At 63.7% G+C, this 25,342-nt stretch carries 27 protein-coding genes; 6 read left to right on the top strand and 21 right to left on the bottom strand.

All coding sequences use genetic code 11. The annotated features are described in order from the left end of the window. Positions 1-29: 29 nt before the first annotated feature. The 5 genes from BN1124_RS11465 to BN1124_RS21565 form a co-directional block, all read right to left on the bottom strand. Positions 30-1,019: an XdhC family protein gene (locus BN1124_RS11465; RefSeq protein ID WP_042641988.1), complete on the bottom strand. Its 990-nt coding sequence runs from the start codon at positions 1,017-1,019 to the stop codon at positions 30-32. Further along, entirely contained in the window at positions 1,012-2,229 is a 1,218-nt protein-coding gene (locus tag BN1124_RS11460) for a c-type cytochrome (protein ID WP_042641987.1), read from the bottom strand. The genes BN1124_RS11465 and BN1124_RS11460 overlap by 8 nt, the downstream gene beginning before the upstream one ends. After that, positions 2,226-2,756 (bottom strand): (2Fe-2S)-binding protein, encoded by a 531-nt coding sequence (locus BN1124_RS11455; protein ID WP_042641985.1) that lies wholly within the window; start codon positions 2,754-2,756, stop codon positions 2,226-2,228. The genes BN1124_RS11460 and BN1124_RS11455 overlap by 4 nt, the downstream gene beginning before the upstream one ends. Continuing rightward, a complete protein-coding gene (locus tag BN1124_RS11450) occupies positions 2,753-5,584 on the bottom strand; it encodes a xanthine dehydrogenase family protein molybdopterin-binding subunit (protein WP_042641983.1) in 2,832 nt (943 codons plus the stop codon). The genes BN1124_RS11455 and BN1124_RS11450 overlap by 4 nt, the downstream gene beginning before the upstream one ends. 154 nt (positions 5,585-5,738) lie before the next feature. Further along, entirely contained in the window at positions 5,739-6,203 is a 465-nt protein-coding gene (locus tag BN1124_RS21565) for a hypothetical protein (protein ID WP_197066213.1), read from the bottom strand. Between BN1124_RS21565 and glnS the strand changes: the two genes are divergently transcribed. Continuing rightward, a complete protein-coding gene (gene glnS, locus BN1124_RS11445; protein ID WP_042641981.1) occupies positions 6,120-7,781 on the top strand; it encodes a glutamine--tRNA ligase in 1,662 nt (553 codons plus the stop codon). The genes BN1124_RS21565 and glnS overlap by 84 nt on opposite strands. Positions 7,782-7,882: 101 nt before the next feature. Here glnS and fur read toward each other — a convergent pair whose 3' ends face one another. Next, on the bottom strand, positions 7,883-8,311 hold the full coding sequence (gene fur, locus BN1124_RS11440) for a ferric iron uptake transcriptional regulator (RefSeq protein WP_042641979.1): 429 nt from the start codon (positions 8,309-8,311) through the stop codon (positions 7,883-7,885). 243 nt (positions 8,312-8,554) lie between these two features. Here fur and BN1124_RS11435 point away from each other — a divergent pair, with 243 nt between their 5' ends. Next, entirely contained in the window at positions 8,555-9,028 is a 474-nt protein-coding gene (locus BN1124_RS11435; RefSeq protein WP_042641977.1) for a DUF4442 domain-containing protein, read from the top strand. Between the two features lie 61 nt (positions 9,029-9,089). Here BN1124_RS11435 and fldA read toward each other — a convergent pair whose 3' ends face one another. The 4 genes from fldA to BN1124_RS11415 are packed head-to-tail and all read right to left on the bottom strand — an operon-like array spanning position 9,090 to position 11,012. Then, the gene (gene fldA, locus BN1124_RS11430; RefSeq protein WP_033129316.1) at positions 9,090-9,614 is read right to left on the bottom strand and encodes a flavodoxin FldA; all 525 of its coding nucleotides are present in this window, start codon (positions 9,612-9,614) and stop codon (positions 9,090-9,092) included. A 39-nt stretch (positions 9,615-9,653) separates the two neighbouring features. After that, positions 9,654-9,950 (bottom strand): LexA regulated protein, encoded by a 297-nt coding sequence (gene ybfE / locus BN1124_RS11425; protein ID WP_033129317.1) that lies wholly within the window; start codon positions 9,948-9,950, stop codon positions 9,654-9,656. Between the two features lie 20 nt (positions 9,951-9,970). After that, positions 9,971-10,192 carry a DUF2788 domain-containing protein gene (locus BN1124_RS11420; RefSeq protein WP_033129318.1) on the bottom strand — a complete coding sequence of 74 codons (222 nt, stop codon included), beginning with the start codon at positions 10,190-10,192 and terminating at the stop codon, positions 9,971-9,973. A 55-nt stretch (positions 10,193-10,247) separates the two neighbouring features. Beyond that, positions 10,248-11,012 carry an alpha/beta fold hydrolase gene (locus BN1124_RS11415; protein ID WP_042641975.1) on the bottom strand — a complete coding sequence of 255 codons (765 nt, stop codon included), beginning with the start codon at positions 11,010-11,012 and terminating at the stop codon, positions 10,248-10,250. Between BN1124_RS11415 and BN1124_RS21560 the strand changes: the two genes are divergently transcribed. The 3 genes from BN1124_RS21560 to pgm are packed head-to-tail and all read left to right on the top strand — an operon-like array spanning position 10,965 to position 13,532. Next, complete coding sequence (locus tag BN1124_RS21560; RefSeq protein WP_197066212.1) at positions 10,965-11,264, top strand: hypothetical protein; 300 nt, start codon at positions 10,965-10,967, stop codon at positions 11,262-11,264. The genes BN1124_RS11415 and BN1124_RS21560 overlap by 48 nt on opposite strands. A gap of 38 nt (positions 11,265-11,302) precedes the next feature. Continuing rightward, positions 11,303-11,815 (top strand): replication initiation negative regulator SeqA, encoded by a 513-nt coding sequence (gene seqA / locus BN1124_RS11405; RefSeq protein WP_042641971.1) that lies wholly within the window; start codon positions 11,303-11,305, stop codon positions 11,813-11,815. 52 nt (positions 11,816-11,867) lie between these two features. Continuing rightward, positions 11,868-13,532, top strand: a complete 1,665-nt coding sequence (gene pgm / locus BN1124_RS11400) for a phosphoglucomutase (alpha-D-glucose-1,6-bisphosphate-dependent) (RefSeq protein WP_042641970.1) — start codon at positions 11,868-11,870, stop codon at positions 13,530-13,532. Positions 13,533-13,623: 91 nt separating this feature from the next. On the opposite strand, the gene BN1124_RS11395 is transcribed toward pgm, so the two are convergent. Then, positions 13,624-14,499, bottom strand: coding sequence for a DMT family transporter (locus tag BN1124_RS11395; protein WP_042641968.1), 876 nt, complete (start codon positions 14,497-14,499; stop codon positions 13,624-13,626). A 94-nt stretch (positions 14,500-14,593) separates the two neighbouring features. Here BN1124_RS11395 and BN1124_RS11390 point away from each other — a divergent pair, with 94 nt between their 5' ends. Beyond that, complete coding sequence (locus tag BN1124_RS11390; RefSeq protein WP_042641966.1) at positions 14,594-15,076, top strand: MarR family winged helix-turn-helix transcriptional regulator; 483 nt, start codon at positions 14,594-14,596, stop codon at positions 15,074-15,076. Positions 15,077-15,119: 43 nt separating this feature from the next. Here BN1124_RS11390 and mltB read toward each other — a convergent pair whose 3' ends face one another. From mltB to BN1124_RS11340, 10 genes are all read right to left on the bottom strand, one after another. Then, on the bottom strand, positions 15,120-16,211 hold the full coding sequence (gene mltB, locus BN1124_RS11385; RefSeq protein ID WP_042641965.1) for a lytic murein transglycosylase B: 1,092 nt from the start codon (positions 16,209-16,211) through the stop codon (positions 15,120-15,122). A 95-nt stretch (positions 16,212-16,306) separates the two neighbouring features. Next, on the bottom strand, positions 16,307-16,912 hold the full coding sequence (locus tag BN1124_RS11380; RefSeq protein WP_042641963.1) for a CDP-alcohol phosphatidyltransferase family protein: 606 nt from the start codon (positions 16,910-16,912) through the stop codon (positions 16,307-16,309). Continuing rightward, a complete protein-coding gene (locus BN1124_RS11375) occupies positions 16,905-17,579 on the bottom strand; it encodes an ATP-binding cassette domain-containing protein (RefSeq protein WP_042641961.1) in 675 nt (224 codons plus the stop codon). The genes BN1124_RS11380 and BN1124_RS11375 overlap by 8 nt, the downstream gene beginning before the upstream one ends. Before the next feature lie 16 nt (positions 17,580-17,595). Next, positions 17,596-19,284, bottom strand: a complete 1,689-nt coding sequence (locus tag BN1124_RS11370; protein WP_042641959.1) for an ABC transporter permease subunit — start codon at positions 19,282-19,284, stop codon at positions 17,596-17,598. 17 nt (positions 19,285-19,301) lie between these two features. Continuing rightward, positions 19,302-20,516 carry an ABC transporter substrate-binding protein gene (locus tag BN1124_RS11365; RefSeq protein WP_042641957.1) on the bottom strand — a complete coding sequence of 405 codons (1,215 nt, stop codon included), beginning with the start codon at positions 20,514-20,516 and terminating at the stop codon, positions 19,302-19,304. A 23-nt stretch (positions 20,517-20,539) separates the two neighbouring features. Beyond that, complete coding sequence (locus tag BN1124_RS11360) at positions 20,540-22,696, bottom strand: FAD-dependent oxidoreductase (RefSeq protein WP_042641956.1); 2,157 nt, start codon at positions 22,694-22,696, stop codon at positions 20,540-20,542. Beyond that, on the bottom strand, positions 22,696-23,289 hold the full coding sequence (locus BN1124_RS11355) for a carboxymuconolactone decarboxylase family protein (RefSeq protein ID WP_042641954.1): 594 nt from the start codon (positions 23,287-23,289) through the stop codon (positions 22,696-22,698). The genes BN1124_RS11360 and BN1124_RS11355 overlap by 1 nt, the downstream gene beginning before the upstream one ends. After that, positions 23,279-23,977: a DUF1499 domain-containing protein gene (locus tag BN1124_RS11350; RefSeq protein WP_042641952.1), complete on the bottom strand. Its 699-nt coding sequence runs from the start codon at positions 23,975-23,977 to the stop codon at positions 23,279-23,281. Before BN1124_RS11350 ends, BN1124_RS11355 begins: the two co-directional genes overlap by 11 nt. Positions 23,978-24,133: 156 nt before the next feature. Beyond that, complete coding sequence (locus BN1124_RS11345; protein ID WP_033129332.1) at positions 24,134-24,412, bottom strand: peptidylprolyl isomerase; 279 nt, start codon at positions 24,410-24,412, stop codon at positions 24,134-24,136. A gap of 57 nt (positions 24,413-24,469) precedes the next feature. After that, positions 24,470-24,844, bottom strand: a complete 375-nt coding sequence (locus tag BN1124_RS11340) for a hypothetical protein (protein WP_042641950.1) — start codon at positions 24,842-24,844, stop codon at positions 24,470-24,472. Positions 24,845-25,342 lie beyond the last annotated feature (498 nt).

Genomic DNA, 25,342 nt, shown 5'->3' with positions numbered 1-25,342 from the left:
ATATGAGTCCATGCAGTGACTGGTTTGGCTCAGGCCACATGGGCGGTGCGCTCCAAGGTGATGCCCTGGCGCACGGCGATCAGCTCGGCCAGCACGGCGATGGCGATCTCGATGGGGGTCTTGCTGCCGATGGGCAGTCCGATCGGCGCATGGATCCGCGCAAGCTGGTCCTGGCTCGCCTCACAAACCCGCTGCAGCCGCTCCAGCCGACGCGCACTGGTACGGATGGAGCCCATGGCGCCGAGATAGAAGGCCTCGGACTCGAGCCCCGCCATCAGGCCGGCGTCGTCGATCCTGGGATCGTGTGCCAGCGCGAGCACGGCGCTCTGGGCCGTGGCATGGCGCTCGACGAAGCGCTCGGGATCGCACCATTCCACGGCTATGCCGCCCTGCTCAGGCCCCCAGTGCCAGTCGGCGCGGTACTGCTCACGGGTATCGCACAACCGTACCTCGAACCCGGCGGCCTGGCCGAGCCGTGCCACCTGCTCGCTCACCTGGCTGATGCCGAGCAGCAGCAGGCGCCAGCGCTGGGCGTAGGCGAGCCGCACCCTGCCTGGCTCGTCCTGCTTGCCCAGATCCAGCTGTTCGCCTGCGAGATAGCGGCGAACTCCTTGCTCAAGCTGCAGCTCCCGCACGAAGGGGAGGCCCCCTTGCAGTCGGGTCAGCCACTCATCCAGATCCGCCATGGCCTCGTCCCCTGCGAGGCGCTCCACCAGCAGCCGGATGCGGCCACCGCAGGGCAGCTCGAACGCGCTGCCATCGGGGGCGAGATGGGCACCATAGTCCAGCAGGCTCAGGGTTGAGTCATGCTCCCCCCTTGCCAGCATGGCGACGAAGGCATCCTCGATGCAACCACCGGAGATGGAGCCGCTGCGGCTCGTGCCGTCGGTGGCGAACAGGGCCCCCTTTGGACGGGGGGCCGAGCCATAGGTGTCGACTATGCTGCACAGCCAGATGCATTTTCCCTGGGCGAGCCAGGCGAGGCTCTGGCGCAGCACCTCCAGCTGGGCGTTACTCATCGTGCGTCCCGACGATCTCCTGCCTGAGCGCCTTGATGTCGTCGGCGCTCAGGGTAGAGGGCTGGTGGGCCCAGGTCTGGCGCAGGAAGTTCACCAGATCCGCCAGCTGCTGTTCATTGAGCTCCTTGGCGTAGCTTGGCATGGGGGCGAAGCGCTCGGTCTGGCTGTAGCTCTGGGCCGGGATCCCGCGCAGCAGTACCGCCAGGGTGTTGGTCGGCGTCTTCTGATCCAGGGTGGCGTTGGTGTACATGGACGGCGTCACGTTCGGCTTGCCCTGACCCTCCTGGCCGTGGCACCCGGCGCAATAGCTGTTGTAGAGCGCATAACCGGGATGCGCGTTATCCAGTGTGACCGGCTTGGGTGTCGGCACCGGCAGCGGGGTGTCGCTGTCGAGCAAATAGCTGGTGACGGCGTGCATGTCCTCGTCGGTCAGGTAGGCGAAGCTCTTCTCGACCACGGGGTACATGCCGGCGAAGACGCTGCCCTTGACCGAGTAGCCCTTGCGCAGCAGCTTGGTCAGGGAGTCATGGGTCCAGCCCTGGCGCCTGAGCTCGGTGGCGGTGATCTCCGGCGCCATCACCCCCTCGATCATGTTGCCCTTGAGGTAGTTGGCTTGATCCATCCCCATAAAGACATTGCGCGGCGTGTGGCACTCGCCGCAGTGGCCCAGCCCATCCACCAGGTAACGGCCCCGGTTCCAGTTGCTGCTCTTGGCCGGATCCGGCTGGAAGGGGCTGTCGTCGTGCTCCACCAGGTTCCAGGCCAGCAGACCGGTACGTATGTTGAAGGGGAAGGAGACGCCGTTATCCCGGTTCGGGGTGGCGGCGGGCTTGGTCTGCATGAAGTAGGCGTAGAGCGCCTTCATGTCCTCATCCGTGACCAGATGATAGGAGGTGTAGGGCATGGCGGGGTAGAGGCGTCCCTTGGGGGCGTCGCCGTTGTGCATCACCTCGCGAAATTGCTCGTAGCTGTACTGGCCGATGCCCTGGGTCTTGTCCGAGCTGATGTTGGTGGAGTAGACGACGCCAAAGGGGGTCTCGAAGCCGAGCCCCCCTGCGTACTTCTGACCGCCTTCTGTGGTGTGGCAGGCGGCGCAGTCACCGACTTTGGAGAGGTAGGCTCCCTGTGCCACCAGGGGATCCTGTGCCTCGGCCCCGTGCACTGTGCCTGCGCCAAGCAGCAGTGCGAATGTGAGTCTGGAGAGCATCATGTGCGTACTACCCCCTCCGAGATGAGCATGGCCTTGACCCCCTCGTAATACTTCTTGTAACCGGTGCAGCGGCAGACGTGATCCTTGAGTGCCCCCTCTATGGTGGATTCGAGATCGGCCATGGCCACCGGCTGTTTGCGCAGGCGCTCGAGCAGCACAGTGGTCTCGTTGACGAAGCCCGAGGTGCACCAGCCGCACTGGAAGGAGAAGTGATCGAGGAAGGTCTTTTGCACCGGACTCAGGGCGATCACCTTGCCGAGGCTGTTGCGCTTGGCGTGACCTTCCACCGTGCGTATGCGCTGGCCGTTGAAGCGACCTACCCCGTTGATGCAGGTGCGCACGCTCTCGCTGGTGCCATCCGCTCCGTCGACGACTATGGTGCAGGCATGGCAGACACCGACGCCACAGCCGAACTTGGTACCGGTCAGGTTCACATACTCGTGCAGGAAGTCGATCATCATGGTGTTGTCATCCACGTCGATCGGGCCGATGAGACGGTCGTTGATGGTCATGTTTACGGTGATCATTGGATGGCCTTCTGAATGTCGGTTGCAGTGACGGGAAGATGATAGAAGCGGGTGCCACTCGCCTGATAGATGGCTTCGACCAGGGCGGCGACGACGGGGATCATCACCACCTCGCCTATGCCCTTGGTGGCATCGGTGGGGGAGAGGGGATCCAGCAGGGTGTGGGTCAGGTTCCAGACCGGCAGTTGATGGGCCAGCGGCACCTGATAGCGGTTCAGGTTCCAGGTGCCGTTGCCCGGCCCCTCTTGTCCTGGTGGCAAGTATTCATAGAGGGCATGACCGACGCCCATGGCGAGACCGCCCTGGATCTGGCCTTCCACCAGTTCGGGGACTATGACCCGGCCGGCGTCCAGCCAGCTGTGCGCAGACAGGATATGCACCTTGCCCGAGCCCTTCTCCAGTGCGATCTCGACCAGGGTGGCGCAGGGGGCGTAATAGGTCACCATGGCGTTGTTCAGGCTGGTGCTGGGGTAGTGGGCCTGGGTGCGCTCGAGCAGCTGATAGCCGTTGCCATCGGCCTGTGCCCGTTTCTCGCTGCTGGCACCCTCGCCGTAGCGCAGCGCCAGCGCATCGATGGGCAGGCGCTTGCTCTGACCCTCGATGGTGAAGTCGCACTCGGCCCAGGCCCAGCGGTTGAAGGTGTGCACCATGGCCCCTGTGATGAGGCCGTTGGCGTGGGCATGGGTCGCCAGCAGAGAGAGCGGCAGTGGCGGCATGCCACGGGTCGTGAGGCCAGCCGGGGTCCAGCTCGCTTCGCTGGAGGGACCCAGATCCAGGCCGGCCTGACCGACGAAGTACTGCTTGCGCCAGATGGCGGTCGCCGCCGGCCAGAGCGTCTGCTCATACAGGAGGCGGGCCGCCGCCGCGGTGGCGTGGCTCTGGAAGTAGGAGGAAATGGAGGCCGAGGAGGCCTGCGGAATGGCCAGGGTCCAGCGCGGGTTCTTCTGCATCTCGTCCTGGCGTTCCTGGGAGATGGTGTAGGGGTTGTCCGTCTCTTCCAGCTTGAAGCTTTCCCAGAGCGCAATTTCGGCGAGATCTATGGTGTCGGCCGGTTGGCCAAAGTAGCGGCTGACGATCTCGGCCTGGGAGGTCTGGATCCCGGTGCCCATCTCCATGCCGCTGATCTTCAGCAGTATCTCTCCCTTGCTGGTCAGCTCGACGCAGGCCGAGGGTGCCACGGCGCCTGTACCGTAGTCCTTGGTGGTGATGCTGAACCCTGTGCCGTGCAGGCGATCGGGGTGCTGGGCCTCGTAAGCCTGCTTCCTGGCCTCACGCTGGGCCCAGGCCTCGTGCTGCCCGGCCATCACCAGGATCTCGGGGTAACGGTTGTTGCCCTCGGGGATGGCGCCCTGGGTATTGGGCTGGCCTGGCTTGATCAGGTTGCGGCGCCTCAGCTCCAGCGGATCCATTTTGAGCAGCGCGGCGGCCTCGTTGACCATCATCTCCATGGCCGCCATGCTCTGCAGGGAGCCATAGCCTCGCATCGAGCCGCAGTCCGGGTTCTCGGATGGCAGGGCGACCGCCGTGATGTCGTTCTTGGGCAGGTAGTAGACGCCCTGAATGGCACTGGCGCCTACGCTGGCGACTGAGCCGGTGAAGTTCAAACGACCGCCACCGTCCACCGTCATGGAGGAGATGAGGGCGCGGAACTGGCCGCTCTGCTTGTCGAGCACCAGCTTGTTTTTCATGTTGAACGGATGACGCTTGAGGCCACCCTGGAACTGCTCGAAACGGTCGTTGGCCAGGCGCACCGGGCCGTTGCCATAGATGGCGGCGAGCAGGCCGTAGAAGGGGAATATGGTGTGATCCTTGGCACCGAAGCCACCGCCGATGAAGGGGGAGTGCACCACCAGCTTGTCGACCTTGCCCGCGAGCGGCCCCTTGGCCAGCATCTCGGCGGCTTCGTAGTAGAAGTCGTGAGGGGACTGGGTGCTCACTACCAGGTGCATGGTACGCGCCTTGGCATCGAACCAGCCGTTGAAGTTCTCCGGCTCCATCATCATGGGCTCGATGAACTGGGTCTGATAGGTGCGATCCAGCACCAGGGCGTCGTCGGCCTCCAGCTCCTTGTGTACCAGCTCGGCCTGATACATGCCCTGCTCGCCCGCATCGCCATCGGCCTTGGGGGTCGGCCATACCGGCCGGTGATTGGCGATGGCCGGGAAGAAGAGGCCATTTTTCAAGGCACTGTATTGATCGGCCATGCCGAGCTTGCCCTCGATCCGGATGATGCGCCAGCAGGCCCAGGGATCGCGGGAGGCCGCGACCAGCGGCGTCACGTCACCGTAGCGCACCACCTTGTCATTGAATTGCAGGGTCTGCTTGGCCCGATTGAAGGTGGCGAAGTCCGGGAAGAGGAGCATGGCGGCGGCCTGGCCCAGATAGTCCGGGGTGGTGCCTTCGCTCACCAGCATGTTGATGCCGTAGAAGGAGGGCAACTCGACGCCATCGCGCAGCAGATCGGCCGCGGTGATCACCCGGCTGGGCTGGGCATTGGCGGGCAGCATGGCGAGATCCAGCCCCAGATAGCGGCGATCCGCCTTGTCGAGCCGGATCAGCTGCGCATGTTGCTGTTGGGACGGCCAGCCAGCGAGGTCCTGCGCGCGATAGTCCCGGCTGTAGATCTTCTGGCCGGTCACCTTGGCTAGGCCGTCGCTGCGAAACTTGACCTTGCCTCCCTGCTTCCACTGGCCGAGCAAGGCGGGATCGAAGACCTCGTCTTCCATGCCGGACAGGGAGAGGTTCGCGAGGAGGGGGGCGCTGTAGACGGCGATGCCGGCGATGACGCACTGCTTGATGAATTCACGTCTTGATAAGGGATAGGACATGGCTTCGCTACCTGTGTGAGGATGAGGCGAGTGGTTCGGGGGAAAGGGAGGGGACAGGGGCTGTCGACCATCTTCCCTGAAGTCGCGGTTGAAAGTGACAAGGTTGTAAACAGGATACTAGGATGATGTGATTTGGAAAACACCTGGTTTTTGTTTATGCCGACTTAATCTGTTTTTGTAGTGTGATGCGCTGATTGTTGGCAATCATTTTTAGGTAGTTGAATTTTGATGTCGAAATAACCAGTGTAAATAGCGTTTTATTTTTACTCAAAAGCGGGCTTCCATGCTCAGGCAAGGTGCCCATGGTGCTTTTCGGCTCCGCAAATCCCTTGCTCGCACCTCCATGGCGACTAAAGAAAGGGAGCATGACGTCGGGAACCAGGCACTGCGCCGATGGAAAGACGGTCTGGCGTGATACTGTGCAGGGCGCGGCGGCAAATTCCTGTTGAGCCTCATGGGTGAATAGTGGATCATTGTCGGTTTCTAAGCGGGGGCGCGCGGTTGCCCCATGAGCTGAGACTTTCGAGGTGAATTCATGAGCGAGGCGAGCAGCCCAACCAATTTTATCCGTCAGATCATCGATGAAGATCTGGCCAGCGGTAAGCACAAGAGCGTGCATACCCGTTTTCCGCCAGAGCCGAACGGCTATTTGCACATCGGTCACGCCAAGTCCATCTGCCTGAACTTCGGCATCGCCCGCGATTATCAGGGCCAGTGCAATCTGCGCTTCGATGACACCAACCCGGCGAAGGAAGACATCGAGTTCGTGGAGTCCATCAAGCAGGACGTGCAGTGGCTCGGCTTCCAGTGGAGCGGCGAGATCTGCTACTCCTCCGACTATTTCGACAAGCTGCACGGCTACGCCATCGAGCTTATCGAGAAGGGTCTGGCCTATGTGGACGAGCTCTCCCCCGAGCAGATGCGCGAATACCGTGGCACCCTGACGGCCCCTGGCAAGAACAGCCCGTTCCGCGATCGCAGCGTCGAAGAGAACCTGGCCCTGTTCACCAAAATGAAGAGCGGCGAGATGGCCGAGGGCAGCGCCTGCCTGCGTGCCAAGATCGACATGGCATCCCCCTTCATGGTGATGCGCGATCCCGTCATCTATCGCATCAAGTTTGCCCATCACCATCAGACCGGTGACAAGTGGTGCATCTATCCGATGTATGACTTCACCCACTGCATCTCGGACGCCCTGGAGGGGATTACCCACTCCCTGTGCACCCTGGAGTTCCAGGACAACCGCCGTCTGTATGACTGGGTGCTGGACAACATCAGCATCGATTGCCACCCCCGTCAGTACGAGTTCTCCCGTCTGAACCTCGAATACACCGTCATGTCCAAGCGCAAGCTGAACCTGCTGGTGACCGAGGGGCACGTCAGCGGTTGGGATGATCCGCGCATGCTGACCGTCTCCGGTCTGCGCCGCCGTGGCTACACCCCGGCCTCCATCCGCGAGTTCTGCAAGCGCATCGGCGTGACCAAGCAGGACAACATCGTCGAGATGAGCATGCTGGAAGCCTGCATCCGCGAGGATCTCAACGAGAACGCACCGCGCGCTATGGCCGTGCTGCACCCGGTGAAGGTCGTCATCGAGAACCTGGCCGCCGACGAGGTGCTGAATGCGCCGGCTCACCCGAACAAGCCGGAGATGGGCAGCCGCGAGCTTCACTTCAGCCGCGAGATCTTCATCGACGAGGCGGACTTCAAGATCGAGGCGAACAAGCAGTTCAAGCGTCTGGTGCTGGGCAAGGAAGTGCGCCTGCGCAACGCCTACGTCATCAAGGCCGAGCGGGTCGAGAAGGATGCGGACGGCAAGATCACCTGCATCTACTGCTCCTACGATCCCGAAACCCTGGGCAAGGATCCGGCGGACGGCCGCAAGGTGAAGGGCGTGATCCACTGGGTCAGTGCCACTCACTCCCTGCCGGCGGAGATCCGTCTCTACGATCGCCTGTTCAAGATGCCGAACCCGGCTGCCGAAGACGACTTCGAAGCTGCACTGAACCCGGAGTCTCTGGTGATCATCGAAGGGGCCCGCGTGGAAGCTTCCTTGAAAGATGCCAAGCCGGAGTTTGCCTACCAGTTCGAGCGCGAAGGCTACTTCTGCGCCGACAACAAGCTCTCCAGTGCCGAACACCTGGTGTTCAACCGCACCGTCGCCCTGCGCGACGTCTGGGGTAAGGCCGAAGCCTGATAGAGGAAGAGGGCGGGGGAGACCCCGCCACTCTTGTCCGGATGACGGACACAAAAAAGCCAGCGTGATGCTGGCTTTTTTATTGGCTGACGCGCAGAGACTTACTCGTCGTGCTTGCACTCGCCGGAGGCGCAGTGACCATACAGATAGAGGCTGTGGTTGGTCAGGCGAATGTTGTGCGCTTTGGCGATGTCGCGCTGACGCTGCTCGATCACCTCGTCGGAGAACTCGATCACCTTGCCACAGTCGAGGCAGACCAGGTGGTCGTGGTGCTCCTGGGTGGCCAGCTCGAACACCGACTTGCCGCCTTCGAAGTGGTGACGGGTAACGATACCGGCATCATCAAACTGGTTGAGAACGCGATAGACGGTGGCGAGACCAATCTCCTCACCCTGATCGATCAGCCGTTTGTACAGATCTTCCGCACTGGTGTGCTGGCAGTCCGGCTGTTGCAGGATTTCCAGGATTTTGACGCGGGGCAAGGTGATCTTGAGCCCGGCCTTTTTTAATGCTTGATTGTGGTCTGCCATATTCTACTTATTCGCATTCTCGAAGGTGTGGTTATTCTGATTGACTGCCGAGGGAATGGCAACCACGAACTCGTTTAGCCTGTCATTATAGGTCGTAGCCAGCGTAAAAATAAACCCAGCAATTCAAGGGCTTTAGCAGATAACCCGGGTCTGAAGATAAATCTGTCGCGGCGTGGTTCGGCTTGCTCCCGCGGGGAATGTTGATAATATGTAATTTCTCTATTGTCTGGTCGGATGAGATCCATGGATTGGCTTTTTGGCAACGCAGCCTGGGTGCGCCACGCCCTCAACGCCTGGCCTCCCTTCTGGGGAGCCGGTATCAAGATAGAAACCCTGAGCGCCGATTTTCGCTTCTGCAGGGTCACTCTGAAATCCCGCTGGTGGAACAAGAATGCGAACCGGACCCAGTTTGGCGGCAGCATGTTCGCCATGACGGATCCCATCTATCCGCTGATGCTGATGGGGCACTTCAAGAATCGCTATTACGTCTGGGACAAGGCGGGCAGCATCAACTACATCAAGCCGGGCAAGGGGATGCTGGTGGCCGAGTTCAATCTGACCGACGCCAAGCTGGCGTCCATCGTCGCGGCGACCGAGGGGGGAGACAAGCACTTCCCCGAGTTCGAGGTGCAGGTGCAGGACAAGCGCGGCGAGCTGGTGGCCCAGGTCAGGCGCACCCTCTACGTGAGATCCAAGCCGGAGCACAGGGGCGGCTGACGAGCCGCGCCGCAGAAACAACAAGGGCCCCAGTGGGGCCCTTGTCTTGGGAGCAGGTGACTTACGCCAGCTCGCCCAGATTCAGCTCTTCGTGCAGCTGCTTGCACCAACCCTTGACGCGCTCGGCGGTCAGCTCAGGCTGGCGATCCTCGTCGATGCCCAGACCGACGAAGTGCTTGTCATCGACCAGCGCCTTGGAGGCTTCAAACTCGTAGCCGGCGGTCGGCCAGTGACCGACGATGATGGCGCCCTTGGCTTCGACGATGTCGCGCAGGGTGCCCATGGCATCGAGGAAGTACTCGGAATAGTCTTCCTGATCGCCACAGCCGAAGATGGCTACCAGCTTGTTGGTGAAGTCGATCTCTTCCAACTCGGGGAAGAAGTCATCCCAGTCAGCTTGAGACTCACCGTAGTACCAAGTCGGGATGCCAAACATCAGCAGATCGAAGTTGGCAATATCGGCCTTGCTGCTCTTGGCAATGTCATGAACTTCAATGAGTTGCTTGCCCAGTTCTTTCTGGATCATCTTGGCGACAGCTTCGGTATTACCGGTATCGCTGCCGAAAAACAGACCTACACTAGCCATAGTGTTTAGTTACCCGTATCTGGTGTTAATGCTTAACGGTCAGATTGCGACGCCTGCTGCAAAAGCAGACTCAATCTGTTGCTTCAGGATAGATTGGATCAGCTCGGCTCGGCTGACGTTCTGTTGCAGCGCGAGTTGGTTCAGGCGCTCCAGCAACTCGGCCTCCACCTTTAACTCTACCCGTTTCAGGCCATTCTCCCGATCGCGCTTGAGCTGGTTGCGCTTGTTGATCTTGAGTTGGGTCTCACGGGGGAGTGGATTGGTCTTTGGCCTGCCGGGGCGCTTCTCACTTGCGAACAGATCCAGTGTTGTTCGATCAGTTTGCTGTTTGGCCATACATCACAGATGAAAATAAGTTAGCCGATCCCTGAGCCTTCCCAGCCCATTTCGATCAGCCCCTTGGCGACAAAACCCGCGCAACCCAGAAACAGAACCAGCCAGACGACGAGGCGGCCGAAACGGGGCACGTTGCCGCGTTTGAGCACGTCGTGAATGGCCAGACCAATCAGCAGGAAGATGGCCACGAAGAACAACTTCAGGCCCAGACTCTCGATCAGATCGATATGTTCACTCAGCATGGATTGCGCACACTCCTTATGACGGGCGCACTATATCACAAAGGATTTGAAACTGTTAACCGCCTGTCGACAGGAAATCCACAACCAGCTTATTGAATAAAACCGGCTTCTCGGCGTGCAGCCAGTGGCCGGTTCCGGCGATGACGCGGGCCTTGGCGGCCGGGAATTGCGCCATCACGGTATCGGTGTATTCCGGCAGCACATAGTCCGAATCCCCCCCCTTGATGAACAGCGTCGGCCCATCGAAGCGGGTCTGGTCGTCGGGCCAGCCCATGATGTTGGCGTAGTTGTGTTCGAGCGCCGGCACATTGAAGCGCCAGCCCCAACCGGCTTCCCCCTTGGCGAAGGATTTGAGCAGAAACTGGCGTACCCCCGGGATCTCGATGTGCTGGGCCAGCATGGCCTCGGCCTCGCTGCGACTCTGGGGCGGATTGGCGAGGGTGGCATTGAGCCCGGCGAACACATTCTTGTGGCGGGCGTGGGGGTAGGCGACCGGGGCAATGTCGGCCACCACCAGCTTGCTGACGCGCTCGGGCGCCTGCTTGGCCAGCTGCATGGCGACCTTGCCACCCATGGAGTGGCCCACAATCGCCACCTGGTCCAGACCGAGCTTGTCCAGCAGGGCGAGCACGTCGGCCGCCTGCTGGGGGTAGCTCATCTCGTCTGAATGAAAGGAGGCGCCGTGATTGCGCAGATCCAGGCTGATGACGCCGTACTGTTCGCTCAGGGGGCGGGCCAGCAGGCCGAGGTTGTCCAGGCTGCCGAACAGACCGTGGATCAGCACGACGGGGGCTCCCTGGCCTTGTTGTTTGAAATTCAAAGGAGGGTTGTGTTGCAAAATGACACCTTCATCGGTCGTTGGCACGCGGGCCTGATTTTTAATCTATTGAAAGAAAAGGATTTCATTCTTTTTGGGAGGTTTCTTATGTGGTTTTTTTCCAAAAAAACCGCCCGGGATCCGCTATCAGTGCGGGGGATCACACACTTGGTCCCGCATTATGCCGTATTCTCGATGAGATTCATGCACATCTGCCAGCCGCTCCCTTGGGCTGCCGGGTTTGCCTATGTATAATCGCCGCATCCGAACTTCGACGAGTCCAGCGCATCCCTATGAAAACCATCGAGCTTGATGACGATCTCTACTTCTTTATCGCGAGCCAGACCCGGCACATCGGCGAGAGTGCCTCCGATATCCTGCGCCGCCTGCTGGAACAACCAGCCTCGGCGCGAGTGCCCGCCACCGTCGAACCGGCGGTGCAGGCCCAGCCAGTGGCCCCGGCCGATGCCATGGGACTGCAGGCGCTGCTCGACTCCGGCGCGCTGCAACAGGAAGAGAAGTCCATCAACCGCTTCATGCTGGTGCTGAGTACCCTCTATAGAGACAACCCGGAGAGCTTCACCCAGGCGACCGAGATCAAGGGCCGCAAGCGCGTCTATTTCTCTCAGGATCCCGAGGCACTGCGGGCCAGTGGCAGCACCACCAAGCCCAAGCAGGTGCCGGATACCCCGTTCTGGGTGATTACCAACACCAACACCAGCCGCAAGCAGAACATGGTGGCCCAGCTGATGGCCAGCATGGGGTACGACGAGGATCTGACTGCGCGGGTGTGCGGCGCAGTTTAACGCATCACAGACTTAAGGCCTTGTCGGCAAGGCCTCGCTCAAGGAAAACGTCATGGCACAGCATCCTCACGCCGGCAAGCCGGCTCGCCTCAGCGATCTGACCAACATCCCCCGTCTGGTCAGCGCTTACTACCTCAACAAGCCGGACATGAGCCGCCCCGAGCAGCGAGTGGCCTTCGGCACCTCCGGCCACCGTGGCAGCGCTCTGCACAACGCCTTCACCGAATCCCACATCCTGGCGGTGACCCAGGCGCTGGTGGAGTACCGCCAGCAGGCGGGGATCTCGGGTCCGCTGTTCGTCGGCATGGATACCCACGCCCTGTCGGAATCCGCTTTTGCCAGCGCGGTGGAAGTGCTGGCGGCCAACGGCGTCGAGACGCGCATTCAGGCTGGCCTCGGCTTCACGCCGACCCCGGTCATCTCCCACGCCATACTGCGCCACAATTCTGGCAAAGAAGGGGCGAGCAAACCGGCGGCCCTGGCGGACGGCGTGGTGATCACCCCGTCCCACAACCCGCCGGAAGACGGTGGCTTCAAGTACAACCCGCCCCACGGCGGTCCCGCCGAGGGTGAGATCACCAAGTGGGTGGAAGACCGCGCCAACGCCATTTTGGAAGCGAACCTCGCCGGGGTGAAGCGGATGCCGTTCGCCGAGGCGCTGGCGAGTGAGTTCGTGGTCGAACACGACTATGTCACCCCCTATGTGGACGATCTGGAAAACGTGCTGGACCTGGACGCCATCAAACGCGCCGGCATCAAGATCGGGGTCGACCCGCTCGGCGGTTCCGGTGTCGCCTACTGGGACGTGATCGCCAAGCGTTACGACCTCGACATCGAGGTGGTCAACTACCGCGTCGACCCGACCTTCTCCTTTATGACCCTGGACAAGGACGGCAAGATCCGGATGGATTGCTCCAGCCCCTTCGCCATGGCTGGCCTGATTGCGCTGAAAGACAAGTTCGACATCGCCCTTGGCAACGATCCTGACTACGACCGTCACGGCATCGTCACCAAGGCCGGCCTGATGAACCCGAACCACTATCTGGCGGTGGCGATCCAGTACCTGTTCACCCACAGAACCGGTTGGGCAAAAGAGGCTGCCGTCGGCAAGACCCTGGTCTCCTCTTCCATGATCGACCGGGTCGCTGGCGAGATTGGCCGCACCCTGAAAGAGGTGCCGGTCGGCTTCAAGTGGTTCGTTGACGGCCTCTACAGCGGCGAGTTCGGTTTCGGCGGCGAAGAGAGCGCGGGCGCCTCCTTCCTGCGCAAGGACGGCACCGTCTGGACCACCGACAAGGATGGCTTCATCCTGGCCCTGCTGGCGGCCGAGATCCTGGCCGTCACCGGCAAGGATCCCCAGGCCCACTACGACGCTCTGGAGGCCAAGTTCGGCCGCTCCAGCTACCGCCGCATCGATGCCCCGGCCAACAGCGCACAGAAAGCCGTGCTCTCCAAGCTGGATCCGGCTCTGGTGGAAGCCGCCAGCCTGGCGGGGGATCCCATCCTCGCCAAGCTGACCCGCGCCCCCGGCAACGACGCCGCCATCGGCGGCCTCAAGGTGGTGACCGAGCACGGCTGGTTCGCGGCGCGCCCCTCCGGCACCGAGTCCATCTACAAGATCTACATGGAGAGCTTCAAGGGTGAGGCACACCTGGACCTGATCCAGCAGGAGGCCCAGCTGATCGTCTCCGCCGCCCTGGCCAAGGCCGGCGTCTGACGCCCTCTGCGGATCACCCCATGTAAAAGAGGAGCCCTGGTGGCTCCTCTTTTTTATGGGCGTTTTATGCGCCGCGCAGGCCTCGCATCGATCATCGGCCATTGCCGGTGCTTGCCTTGCGGGCCTGCCAGCGTTTGAAGAAGGGCCTCGCCGGCAGCTTCATCAGGAACAGGGAGAGCAGGATCACCCCGATGCCGAGCCACTGGCGGCCGTCCAGGGTCTCCCCCACCATGAGCACGCCCAGCGACACCGCCACCATGGGATTGGTGAGGGCCAGCATGCCCATTACCTCGGGGCCGTGGCGCTTGAGGCCCCACAGCCAGGCCCAGTAGGCCAGTGCGGTGTTGAGCAGAATAAGCCAGCCCAGTCCGGGGGCACTCGCCATGTGCGGCATCGGCATGGGGCCCGCCAGCCACCAGGCGATCGGGATCAGCATCAGACCGCCGAGCAGCAGCTGCCAGGCGGTCAGCGCCAGCAGATCGCTCACCGGCCAGCGTTGCATCCAGCGGCTGGATTGGCCGATGAGCAGGGTGGCGAGCAGGGCACAGGCGACCCCGACGGGATCCAGATTGGCGGAGGGGTTGAGCAGCAGCAACACGCCCGCGAGCCCCATCAGCCCCAGCAACAGCCACTTCAGGGTGGGTCTCTTGCCATCCTGCAGCCAGGCCAGCGCCATCAGGATCAGCGGCAAGGTAGCGCCGAGGGTGCCCGCCACGGCCCCCGGCAGGCGAAAGGCCGCCACGAACAGCAGGGCGAAGAAGGCGGTGATGTTGCAAAACGCCAGCAGGAATTGCCTGCTCCAGGTCAGCGGCGGCCGGCTCGGGTGCAGCAACAATAGCAGCACGCCGGCGGGCAGGGCGCGCCACACCGCCACCCAGTAAGGGGAGTAGTCGGTCAGATAGAGGCTGACGAGGGCATAGGTGCTCCCCCACAGCAAGGGGGCGAGCAGGGCGATCAGCAGTGGCATGGGTATCTCATTGATAAGTATCTTTAAGTAAAGATACATTAGCCACGAGTTGGTTTATTATCAAGTATCTTTACGAAAAGATAATGGAGCCATGATGGAGTCTGATCATGTAGATCTGCTGCTGGTGCAGTGGGCCAGACAGCGGCCGGATCTCGACTGTAGCCCCATGGGGGTGCTGGGCCGGGTGGCGCGGATGGCGGCGATCGCCGGGCGCGAGGTGAGCGAAGATCTCAAGGAGTGCGGCCTGCTGGGCTCGGACTTCGACATACTGGCGACCTTAAGACGCGCCGATGAACCGCTGACCCCCACCGCGCTCTATCAGTCCGCCATGCTGACCTCGGGGGCCATGACGGCCCGGCTCGACAAGCTGGCCGAGCGGGGTCTCATCGAGCGGCAGGCGGCGCCAAGCGACAGGCGCAGCCTGCTGGTCTGCCTGACGCAGGAGGGGCGGGAGCTGATCGAGCGAGCGGTGGAGCGGCATGTGGCGAACGAGCGCCGCCTGTTGGCGCCCCTGACCCAGGCCGAGCAGGCGCAGCTTGCGGCCCTGCTCAAGCGCTGGCTATTGGAAAACGAATGACAAAACGGGCCCAGCGGGCCCGTTTTGTTAGCAAGATGCAGCGTTAATAGCTGCCTTTGGCGTCTCTCACCGCTAGACCCAGCTGCCATACCGCCATGGCGTAGTGGGTGCTGTGGTTGTAGCGGGTGATGGCGTAGAAGTTCGGCAGGCCGTACCAGTATTGGTAGCCTGTGCCGACGTCCAGGCGCAGCAGGCTCGCCTGCTGGTGGTTGCCCAGCGAACCGGTGGGCGCGAGGCCAGCCCCGCGCAGGGTGGCGACGGGATAGCGGGTCTGGAAGCCGTGCTCATAGCCGGGCAGCTGGCCCTGGCCGCGCACCGCAACCGGTTGGCCCTTCTCCCAGCCGTGGGCCTTGAAGTAGTTGGCCACGCTGCCGATGGCATCCACCGGATCCCAGAGGTTGGTGTGACCGTTGCCATCGAAGTCCACCGCGTAGCTCTGGAAGCTGGATGGCATGAACTGGCCGTAGCCCATGGCGCCGGCGTAGGAGCCCTGCGGCTCGGTGGGATCCATGCCCTCGTCCCGGGTCATCACCAGGAAGGCTTCCAATTCGCTCGTGAAGAAATCGGCCCGGCGCGGATAGTCGAAGGCCAGGGTGGCCAGCGCATCCAGAATGCGGGTCTTGCCCATCACCCGACCCCAGCGGGTCTCCACCCCAATGATGCCGACGATGATCTCCGGCGGCACCCCGTAGATCTGCTGCGCCCTGTTGAGCTCGCCCTCGTATTCACGCCAGAAGTTGACGCCATTTTGCACGTTGTCCGGGGTGATGAACTTGGCGCGATAGCGGTTCCAGGCGCCGGTCGGGCCGGTCGGTGGCGTTGTGGTGGGGGCCTGGGCGTCCATCAGCTTGATGATCCAGTCGTAGCGCTGGGCCTGGGCCAGCACCCGGTGCAGCTCGGCGTTGTCGAAGCCGTGCTTCTCGACCATGCGCTGCACGAACCTGTCCACGTTGGGGCGATTGGCGAAGTCACCCTTGCTAACCCCTTGGCTGTAAACAGCTTTGCTCGGCGGCGTCTGGTTGATGAAGGCGCTGTTTGGCTGTGGCTTGACCACAGTTGCGGGGGGCGGTGTACTGCTGCAGCTTTGGATCAGCGGCAAGGCGGAAAGGGTGAGAAGGCAGACAAGGCGGCGCATAGGGGATCTCGGGAGCCTGAAACTAAGTGGTGTCATGGTAAAACATTGGTGCCTGCGCGCAAGTGCTCAGTGCGAGCAGGCATAGCCAAATGCATCTAGTCCCGCAGGCTGTGGTAGCCACTCCAGAGTCGGGTCAGGGTGGTGATGAGGCAGAGCAGGGCGAAGCCGTAGGCAAGCCACCCGAAGGCGGCGGGCCAGAGGCACATCAGCACGAACAGGGCTATGGTCTCGCTGCCCTCGGTGAGCCCGCCCAGGTAGTAGAGCGATTTGTGGCGATAGACGGGGCTCTCGATGCCACGCTTGCCCGCCATGATGGCGAAGGCCAGGAAGCTCGAGCCCGTGCCCATGAAGGCAAACAGCAGGGTGGCGGCGGGCAGGGCGTTGGCCGGGGCACTCAGGGCGAAGCCCAGCACCACGGCGGCATAGAAGATGAAGTCGAGGGTGATGTCGAGAAAGCCGCCGCAGTCGGTGATCGCCGTCTGCCGCGCCACGGCGCCGTCCAGCCCGTCCAGCAGCCGGTTCAGCAGGATGGCGACAAGCGCCGGCTGATAGAGGCCGAAGGCGAGCAGCGGCAGTGCCAGCATGCCGATGGCAAAGCCGGTGAGGCTGATCTGGTTGGCGCTCAACCCGGCCCGGCACAAGGGGGCGGCGAGGGCGGCGAGGGGGCGGCGGATCAGGGGGATAAGATGGCGGTCAAACAAGGTCGGGTTCCTCTTTGTCAGAGCAGGGGGTTGTCAGTGTCAATATGGCGCCCGGCGCGTCGTCCTCGTCGTGGGTCACCAGGATGGCGGGTATTTGTCGCGCTGCGATCTGCGCGAACACCAGGGTCCGGAATGCGGCCCGCAGCGGCTTGTCCAGCCGGGAGAAAGGCTCATCCAGCAGCAGCGCCTCGGGCTCGGCCAGCAGGGCCCGCAGCAGGCTGACGCGGGCCTTCTGGCCGCCGGAGAGCTGGCCGGGCAGCTTGTCCGCCTGATCCATCAATGCCACCTGCGCCAATGCCTCGAGGGCACAGGCCCGCCTGGCGGCCTGCCCCTTGAGCCGGGCGGGCATGCCAAACATCAGGTTCTCGGCCACCGTCAGGTGGGCAAACAGCAAGTCCTCTTGGAACAGCATGCCGATCCGCCGCCGCTGGGGGGGCAGGGGGGTGAGCAGTCGCTCACCCAGCCAGAGATCGCCCTCCAGCCGAAAGGGGCCTCTTCCCGTCAAAGCGCCGGGCAGCACGCCTGCCATTGCCGCCAGCAGTGAGCTCTTGCCGCAGCCGCTTGGTCCCATCAGGGTCAGCACCTCGCCGGGGGCCACCTCGAGCGCAGGCAGGGTGAGCAGGGGGCTGCCTGCGAGGTGAAGTATGAGTGGGGTGCTGTGCAGCATGGTCAGGGTTTCACCGTCATGAGTTGTGCCTCAGGGCTGGGTTGATGCGGGCCGGCAGCCAGAGTGCCAGGGCGTAGATGCACAGCGGCAACAGCAGTTGCAGCAGGCCGTAGAGCCCCGCCAGCCGCCGGTTGAGGCCGCTGCCGATGGCCACCGCCTCAGTGGTGATGGTCACGACCCGGCCGGCGCCAAACAGCAGGGTCGGCAGGTATTGGGCCAGACTCACCGCCGCGCCGACCCCGAAGGCGAACAGCAGGGGGCGCGCCAGCAGGGGGGCCTTCACCCGCCACCAGGCGCGCCAGGGGCTGGCCCCGAGCAGTTGCGCCGCCTGTACGATACGAGGGTCGAACTGGCGATAGGCGCCGTGCAGGCAGAGGTAGACATAGGGGGCCACGAACAGCAGCTGGCTCCAGAGCACCCAGCCCCAGCCGATGCCGCTTCCCTGCAACCAAGAGCCTTGCAACCAAGAGCCCTGCCACCAGGCGCCGAGCCAGTCCGCCCCCAAGCGCAGCCCGAACAGCAGGCTGGCCTGGGGCAGCAGCAGCGGCAGGCAGACGAGCCAGAGTGGCCAGGGGCGTCGATTTTGTTGCGCCTCCAGGCTGAGCACCACCAGCAGCAGGGAAATACCGGCGCTCGCGATGGCGAGCAACAGGCTCTGCCATAGCAGTGGACTCAAGGTAGGCAGCAGCACCAGCCAGTGGTGGCCGCTCCACTGGCTAGGCCACAGCTCTGGGAAGGGCCAGCGGCGGGTCAGGGACCAGAGCAGCAGCGAGGCCAGCACCAGCAGATTGATGGCGAGCAGCCCCATGGCGCCCCCCCCGACCAGACGCCGGGCCAGGCAAGCAGGGGCCGCGCGGCGGCCATCGAGCCAATGGCGCCGGCCAAGGCCAAGATGCCCCCACTCCAGCAGCCGCAAACCGGCGAGCAGCAACAGACCGCTGGCGAGCAGCAGCAGGGCGCCGCTGGCACTGGCCCCGCGCCAGTGCAGATCGGCGTCCTGATACCAGAGCCAGAGCCGCACCGCCAGCGGGGCTGGCGCATCCGGCCCCAGCAACTGGGCGAGATCCACCACGGCGATGCCATAGGCCGCCACCGCGTAGAGCGGCAGGCGCAGGGCTGGCCAGAGGGCGGGCAGCAGCAGGCGCCACCAGATCTGGGGGAGGCTGAAGCCCATGCTCACGCCTATCCACTGCTGACGCGCCACCTTGGCCGGATCCAGGGCCGAGAGCGCCATCAGCAGCAGGAAGGGGGTCTCTTTGAGGATGAGTGCGAGGATGAGGCCTAGACCGGCGGGGTCCTTGAGGGTCTGCCAGTCGGGAGGGACGCTGGCGAAGCCCAGCGGCGAGGAAAGCAGCCGCAACAGCCAGCCGGAGGGGGCGAGCAAAAAGGCAAAGCCGATGGCAAAGGCCACGTGGGGCAGCGCCAGCAGCGGGGAGAGCAGGCGCAGCAGCAGCCCCATCCAGCGGCTGCCATCTCCCTGGGCGAGCAGCAGGGCGGTAAAGAGCAGGGCCCCCAGGGTAGAGGCGCTCGCTATCCAGAGGCTCAGGCCCAGGGAGTGCCAGAGCCCGGGCTGGGCCAGCAACAGGCGCAGGTTGTCTTGGGCCACGCCGTCGGCCAGCAGGAGCAGCAGGCCGACGGCGAGCGGCGCAGCCAGCAGCAGGGCGCACAGCCAGAGCAAGGGGAGGCGCCAGGCCTGGGTGTTCATGGACGGATGTTCATGGATCAGTGGCCGTAGCGCTGGGCCCAGGCCGCTTCCAGCCGCAGCTGCCAGCTGGGGTGAGGTTCAGCCACCGCCTTGAAGCGCAGTGCCGGTGCCCCCGTGGTGGAGATGGCCTTGACGCCGAGCTTGGCGGGATCCAGCACGCTGGGATCGCCCCAGAAGGCGGGGTCCGCCTTGCGGGCCTGGGCGTCCGGGCTCAGCAGGAAGTTGGCCACCACCTTGGCGCCGGCCCTCGCGCTGGCATTGAAGGGAATGGCGAGGAAGTGGCTGTTGGTCAGCGCGCCCTTCGCCATGGCTACCGCCTTGACGGTGGGGGGCAGGGTGCCGTTCTGAACCGCGCTCTGCGCCTCCTGGGGGTTGAAGCTGATGGCCATGGCGAGCTCGCCGTCGTCCAGCAGCTGGCGAGTCTCGGCTGCGCCTGTGGGGAACAGCTTGCCCTTGCGCCAGAGCACGGGGTGCAGCGCGTCGAGCCAGGCCCAGAGAGGCGCACTCAGGCGATCAAAGTCGGCATCGGTCGCCTCCCGATAGAGAGGCGCGGGATCGGGCGTCAACTCCAGCAGGATCTGCTTGAGGAAGCTGGAGCCGTGGAATTGCGGCGGCTTGGGGTAGGTGAAACGGCCGGGGTGGGCTTGGGCCCATGTCAGCAGGGCCTGGGCCGAGGTCGGCGGGGTCGCCACCTCCTGCTCATTGACCATGAGGTTGAGCTGGCCTATGCCCCAGGGGGCTTCCAGTCCCTCGACCGGCACGGTGAAGTCCTCCGTCACCGGCAGCGTCTCGTCCACCAGCGCCATGTTGGGCAGCTCGGTGCTGAAGGGGGTGCCCAGCAGGTGCTGCTCCTTGAGCGCCTTGAAGTTCTTGCCGTTGACCCAGAGCAGATCGATGGGACCACCTTCGGTCTTGCCCGCCTGCTGGTTGGCCAGCAGCTGGCTGACGCTCTGGGCGATGTCATCCACCTTCACCTGCACCAGCTTGACCCCGTACTGACGCTCGATCTCCTGGCCGGCCCAGACCAGATAGCTGTTGATCTCCGGGCTGCCGCCCCAGGCGTTGAAGTAGACGGTCTGGCCACGGGCCTCCTGGAGCGTCTGCTGCCAGCGCGACTCATCCAGCGGCTGTTCGCTCGCCCGCAACGGGCTCGCCATCAGCAGGGGGAGGACGCCGAGCAGCAGGGCCCGGTGCAAGGGGCGGAGCAAGGTGCTAAATCGGGTCTTGAACATGGGATGACCTTCTGCAAAAGGGATCAGGCACCGCGGCGCCAGGCGTGATAACGGGCCAATAGGGGCAGCAGACGCAGGGGTTGATGGGCCTGCTGCCAGCGTCCGGCCACCTGCTTGTTGGCCTCCATCAGGGTCGGATAAGCGTGAACGGTGGCGAGGATCTTGCGCAGCCCCAGCCCCTGGCCCATGGCGAGCACGAACTCGGCGAGCCGCTCGCCGGCGTGAGTGCCCACTATGGTGGCACCCAGGATCCTGTCCTTGCCCGGCACCGTCAACACCTCGACGAACCCCTGCCGATCGCCATCCGTGATGGCGCGATCGAGTTCGGCCAGCGGGAAGCGGGTCGCCTCGAAGGGGATGCCCCGGGCGCGGGCCTCGCCCTGGTTCAATCCCACTCGGGCGATCTCCGGGCTGGTGTAGGTGGCGGTCGGGATCACCCGGTAGTCCACCCGAAAACACTTGAGGGGCGCGAACAGGGCGTTGACCGCCGCGTACCAGCCCTGATGGGCGGCGACGTGGGTGAATTGATAGGGACCGGCCACGTCCCCCACCGCCAGTATGCTGGGGTAGTTGGTGGCAAGGAAACCATCGACCGCCAGGGTGCCGCCCGCTGCCAGGGTCACCCCCAGCTCTTCGAGGCCAAAGCCGCCCACGTTGGCGACCCGGCCGAGGGCCAGCAGCAACTGGTCTCCCTCTATCATCATGCGCTCCGCGTCTCTGCTCAGGTGCAGGCGGATCTCGCCCAGGTTCCCGCTCTCGACCCGTTCGACCCGCCAGCCGGTGAGCACTTGCACCCCGTCTTCCTCCATCTGGGCCTGCAACAGTGCGGCTACTTCCGGCTCCTCCCTCGGCAGCAGCCGATCGGCCAGCTCCACCAGGCTGACCGGGATGCCGAGCAGGGCGAAACTCTGGGCCAGCTCGCAACCCATGGGGCCGCCGCCGAGCACCAGCAGTCGGCGTGGCGCCGCGCGCAGTTGCCAGAGGCTGTCCGAGGTGAGGTAGGGCACCTCTGCCAATCCAGGCAGGCTCGGCACTCTGGGCCTGGCGCCGGTGGCGATGACGATGTGGCGGCTGGACAGGCGCCGGCCATTGACCTCGACCTCCCAGGGGGAGATCAGCCGCGCGGCGCCCTGGATGCACTCTACCCCCAGCCCCTGATAACGCTCGATGGAGTCGTGGGGCTCGACGGCTTTGATCACCAGGGCGATACGCGCCATCACGGCGGCGAAATCGGCACGGGATTGGCTGGGGGTGAAGCCCAGCTCGGCGGCGCGGCGCTGCTCGGCGGCGAAGCGGGCGGCGCGGATCAGCGCCTTGGAGGGGACGCAGCCGGTATTGAGGCAATCCCCCCCCATGCTGCGCTGCTCGATCAGCGCCACTTTGGCCTTCACCGCGGCGGCGATATAGCTGGTCACCAGGCCACCGGCGCCGGCCCCTATCACCAGCAAGTTGTAGTCGTAGCGTTCGGGTTTGCGATAAGGGGCATGCAGGCGGCGCAGGGCCAAGCGTTTCATCAGCTGCTTCATCAGCAGCGGCATGATCCCGAGCAGGGTCAGCGCCACCATCAGGCCGGGGGAGAGAATATTGCCGGTGCTGGTGAGGGTCGCGAGCTCGCTGCCCGCCAGCACATAGACGAAGGTGCCGGGCAGCATGCCAAGCTGGCTCACCCAGTAGTAGGTGCCGACGCGTATGGGGGTGAGCCCCATCAGCAGGTTGACCAGGAAGAAGGGGAACAGCGGGATGAGGCGCAGGCTCAGCAGATAGAAGGCGCCATCCTTCGCCATCCCCTGCTCGAACTGGGTCAGCTTGTCGCCAAAGCGAGCTTTTACCCCCTCTCGCAACAGAAAGTCCCGCAGCAGGAAGCGGGCGCTGAGCATGGCCAGGGTGGCCCCGAGGGAGCTGGCGAACGACACCAGCAACAACCCCCAACCGACGCCAAAGACGGCGCTGCCCCCCAGGGTCAGCAGGCTGGCGCCGGGCAGGGAGAGGGCGGTGCTGAGCACGTAGACGAGCAGGAACAGCAGGGCGGCCAGGGCGAAGTTCCCCTCTACCCAGACGGAGAGCTGCGCCTGGCGTGCCTGCAGCGCGCCGAGGTTCAGATAGCGGCCGAGATCGAAGGCGAAGAAGGCGGCGATGAGGGCCCCCATCACCAGCAACAGCAGCAGGCGGGTGCGCGTCATCAGGGCGCCTTGTCTTGGTGCTGATCGTCGCCCGACGGGGGGCGCACCGGCTGCACCGGCAACTGGCAGAAGCCCTGAGGCGCGATGTCGAGGGCGGCGTTGAACTTGGCCGACATGTTCTGGAAGGCGATGAGGCCGGTCAGCTCCACCAGGCCGTCGTCGTCAAACCAGGGTTTGAGGCGCAGCGCCTGCTCGTCGCTCACTCCGTCCAGCCCGGTCATGGCCTCGGTGTAATCGAGCACGGCCCGCTCCCGCTCATCGAACAGGGGGCTGTCTCGCCACTGGGCCAGGGCTTCCACCTTGGCGCTTGAGCCGGCTCTCTTTACCAAGGTCATGGCGTTGATGTCGACGCAGAAGCGGCACCAGTTGAGCTGGGAGACACGCACAGTGACCAGGGAGCGCAGCACGGGGTCTATGGGGGATCGCCTGCGGTTGATGACCCCGTACAGGGTGGCCACGGCGGCGAACAGCCGTGGGGAGCGACCCCAGCACTTGCCCGGGATCAGCACTTGGCCGTAGTTGCGCTTCTGCAGCCAGAAGAAGGGGCGGATAAACCAGGCATATTCCCGGTCAGCTTTTACCTCAACGCGCATGGAGATCCTCATCGACTGTCTGCATCTTGGGTTTGATGGCCCCTCCCAGTCGCTCGTTCAGGCGGATCAAAAAATCCTGAATCCGTGCCCGGTTGACGCCCAGATCGCTGCGTCCCTGACGGGAGGCGGAGCGCATGTCGACGCGGGTCTCCTTGAGGCCGGCAAAGACCCGCAGCGCCACGTCATCCTGAAAGCCGAACCAGCCCGAGGTCACCACGGCATCGAGGCCGTCCGGGCTCGCGCTCACCTGCCAGCCCAGCTCCGTCATCAACTCATCCGCCTCGGCGAGGACCTCGGCTGGGGAGGCCTGGGTATAGAGCGGGGCCGGGTTGCCGGCAAAGGCGGACAGGGGCCCGGCATTGACGGGCAGATCCTGCGCCGATCTAAGCTGCTCTGCCCACAGGAGGCGGGGAGGATGATAGGGATCCGTGCTGACGTCGTTGGTGAGCGGCGAGCGCAGCGCCTGCACCACAAACAGCAGGGGCAGCAGCAGGGGAACGGCGCCCCAGAGGCTGGGGGTGCGATGCTGGCTCCAGGGCAGGCGCAGCAACAGACCCAGGCCGATCAGCGCACTGGCGAGGCAGAGCCCGAAGCCGAGCCACCAGGGCCAGAGATGGGTACGGCTGCCGAGGGCACCGATGAGGGGCAACAGCCAGGCCAGCAGGGGCCACCACAGATAGCTGGGCATAGGGGAGATCCACGGGTGATGATGGACAATGCTCAGAAGGATAAACTTAATCGCCTGATAACGTTATTAAATTCATCCAGCTTCCGGGGTTTTGCCTGTCTGGCTCAAGGAGGGGGCAGTGGGAGAGTGGCCCGCGTCGGTGGCGAGCCCGGCAGATCAGTTGCGGTAGAGTACCTTGATGAGGTGGAAGCCGAACTTGGTGCGGATGGGGCCCAGCACCGTGAGGAGCTCGCCCTTGAACACCGCATCGTCAAATGCCTTGACCATGTCACCCTTGGAGAACTCCCCGAGATCGCCGCTGCGTTTGGCGGAGGCGCAGGTGGAGAAACGCTTGGCCATCTGGCCGAAGTCGGCGCCCTTGGCGAGTTTTTCCTTGATCTCGAGACACTGTTTCTCAGTCTTGACCAGGATGTGTTGGGCACAGGCTTTTTTCATGTGGGCGCTCCATGAGTGGATGGTGGGCGGATAACAGGGGGCGCAAGATTACCCGAATTAGCCCCGTGCGTCAGCCGCCAGACGCGCCCTGGGGCGAGCCTGCCACAGGATCTCCAGCCCGAGCAGCCCATACAGGCTCCAGATGGCCAGCGGATTGAGCCATTGACCGCCCAGTTGCAGGGTGAGCAGGGCGCCGCCGGCCAGCAGCAAGGTGATGCCGGGCAGGCGCCAGTGCAGCGGCAGCGGCGCCAGCATGGCCAGCCCCAGCAGCAGGGCGAGCCCGAAGGGCAGGTTGAGGGCGGTGAAGGCCAGGGCCTGCTGGCCATTCATGCCGGTCAGCAGGGCCAGCAGGGCGCTGCAACAGGCCAGGAAGGTGATGAACTCGAGCCGGTCGGCGATGTAGTCAGCCATCTGTTCGCTACGTAAGGGCATGGGGTGTCTCCTGCGATTGATGTCATCAGTGTGGAGCAGGTGGGCGCCCAGTGGCAGCGGGATAAATCGATTGGATTGAACGAAGCTTTCATCTCACCCATTCAACTTATTGATTTAAATTTATTTTCCTGTTGAATAGCGAGAAGGGTGCACGCTGATGGCAGGGCTGATGTCCAGTCATGCCGCGGCCACCCGGTCCGCTGTCGCCGCTTTTCCGACAGGGTTTGTCGCGTGACGCAGGCGGTGAAAACCGCAGGAGACGCCACCTGTGGGACGCTGGCCGAGCCCCCGTGGCGGGGATTTTTTGTACCATTCTGCCGAGAGAGTGTTCGCTTTCGCCCGCTCTGGATGGGATTTTCCCTGTCTGGTCGCTATGTTACGGGCGGAGTGGTGCCAGAATAGGGGAGGGCCCCATGGGGGATCCCGCTGCGGTCGCCGCGCCGATTATGCTAGGATGCACGGCGCTTGCCACCGAGTGAGCCTCATTATCATTCTAAA

The sequence above is a fragment of the Aeromonas eucrenophila genome (assembly GCF_000819865.1).
GTDB classification, from domain to species: domain Bacteria; phylum Pseudomonadota; class Gammaproteobacteria; order Enterobacterales; family Aeromonadaceae; genus Aeromonas; species Aeromonas eucrenophila.
This window is presented reverse-complemented; position numbering and strand designations above follow the sequence as displayed.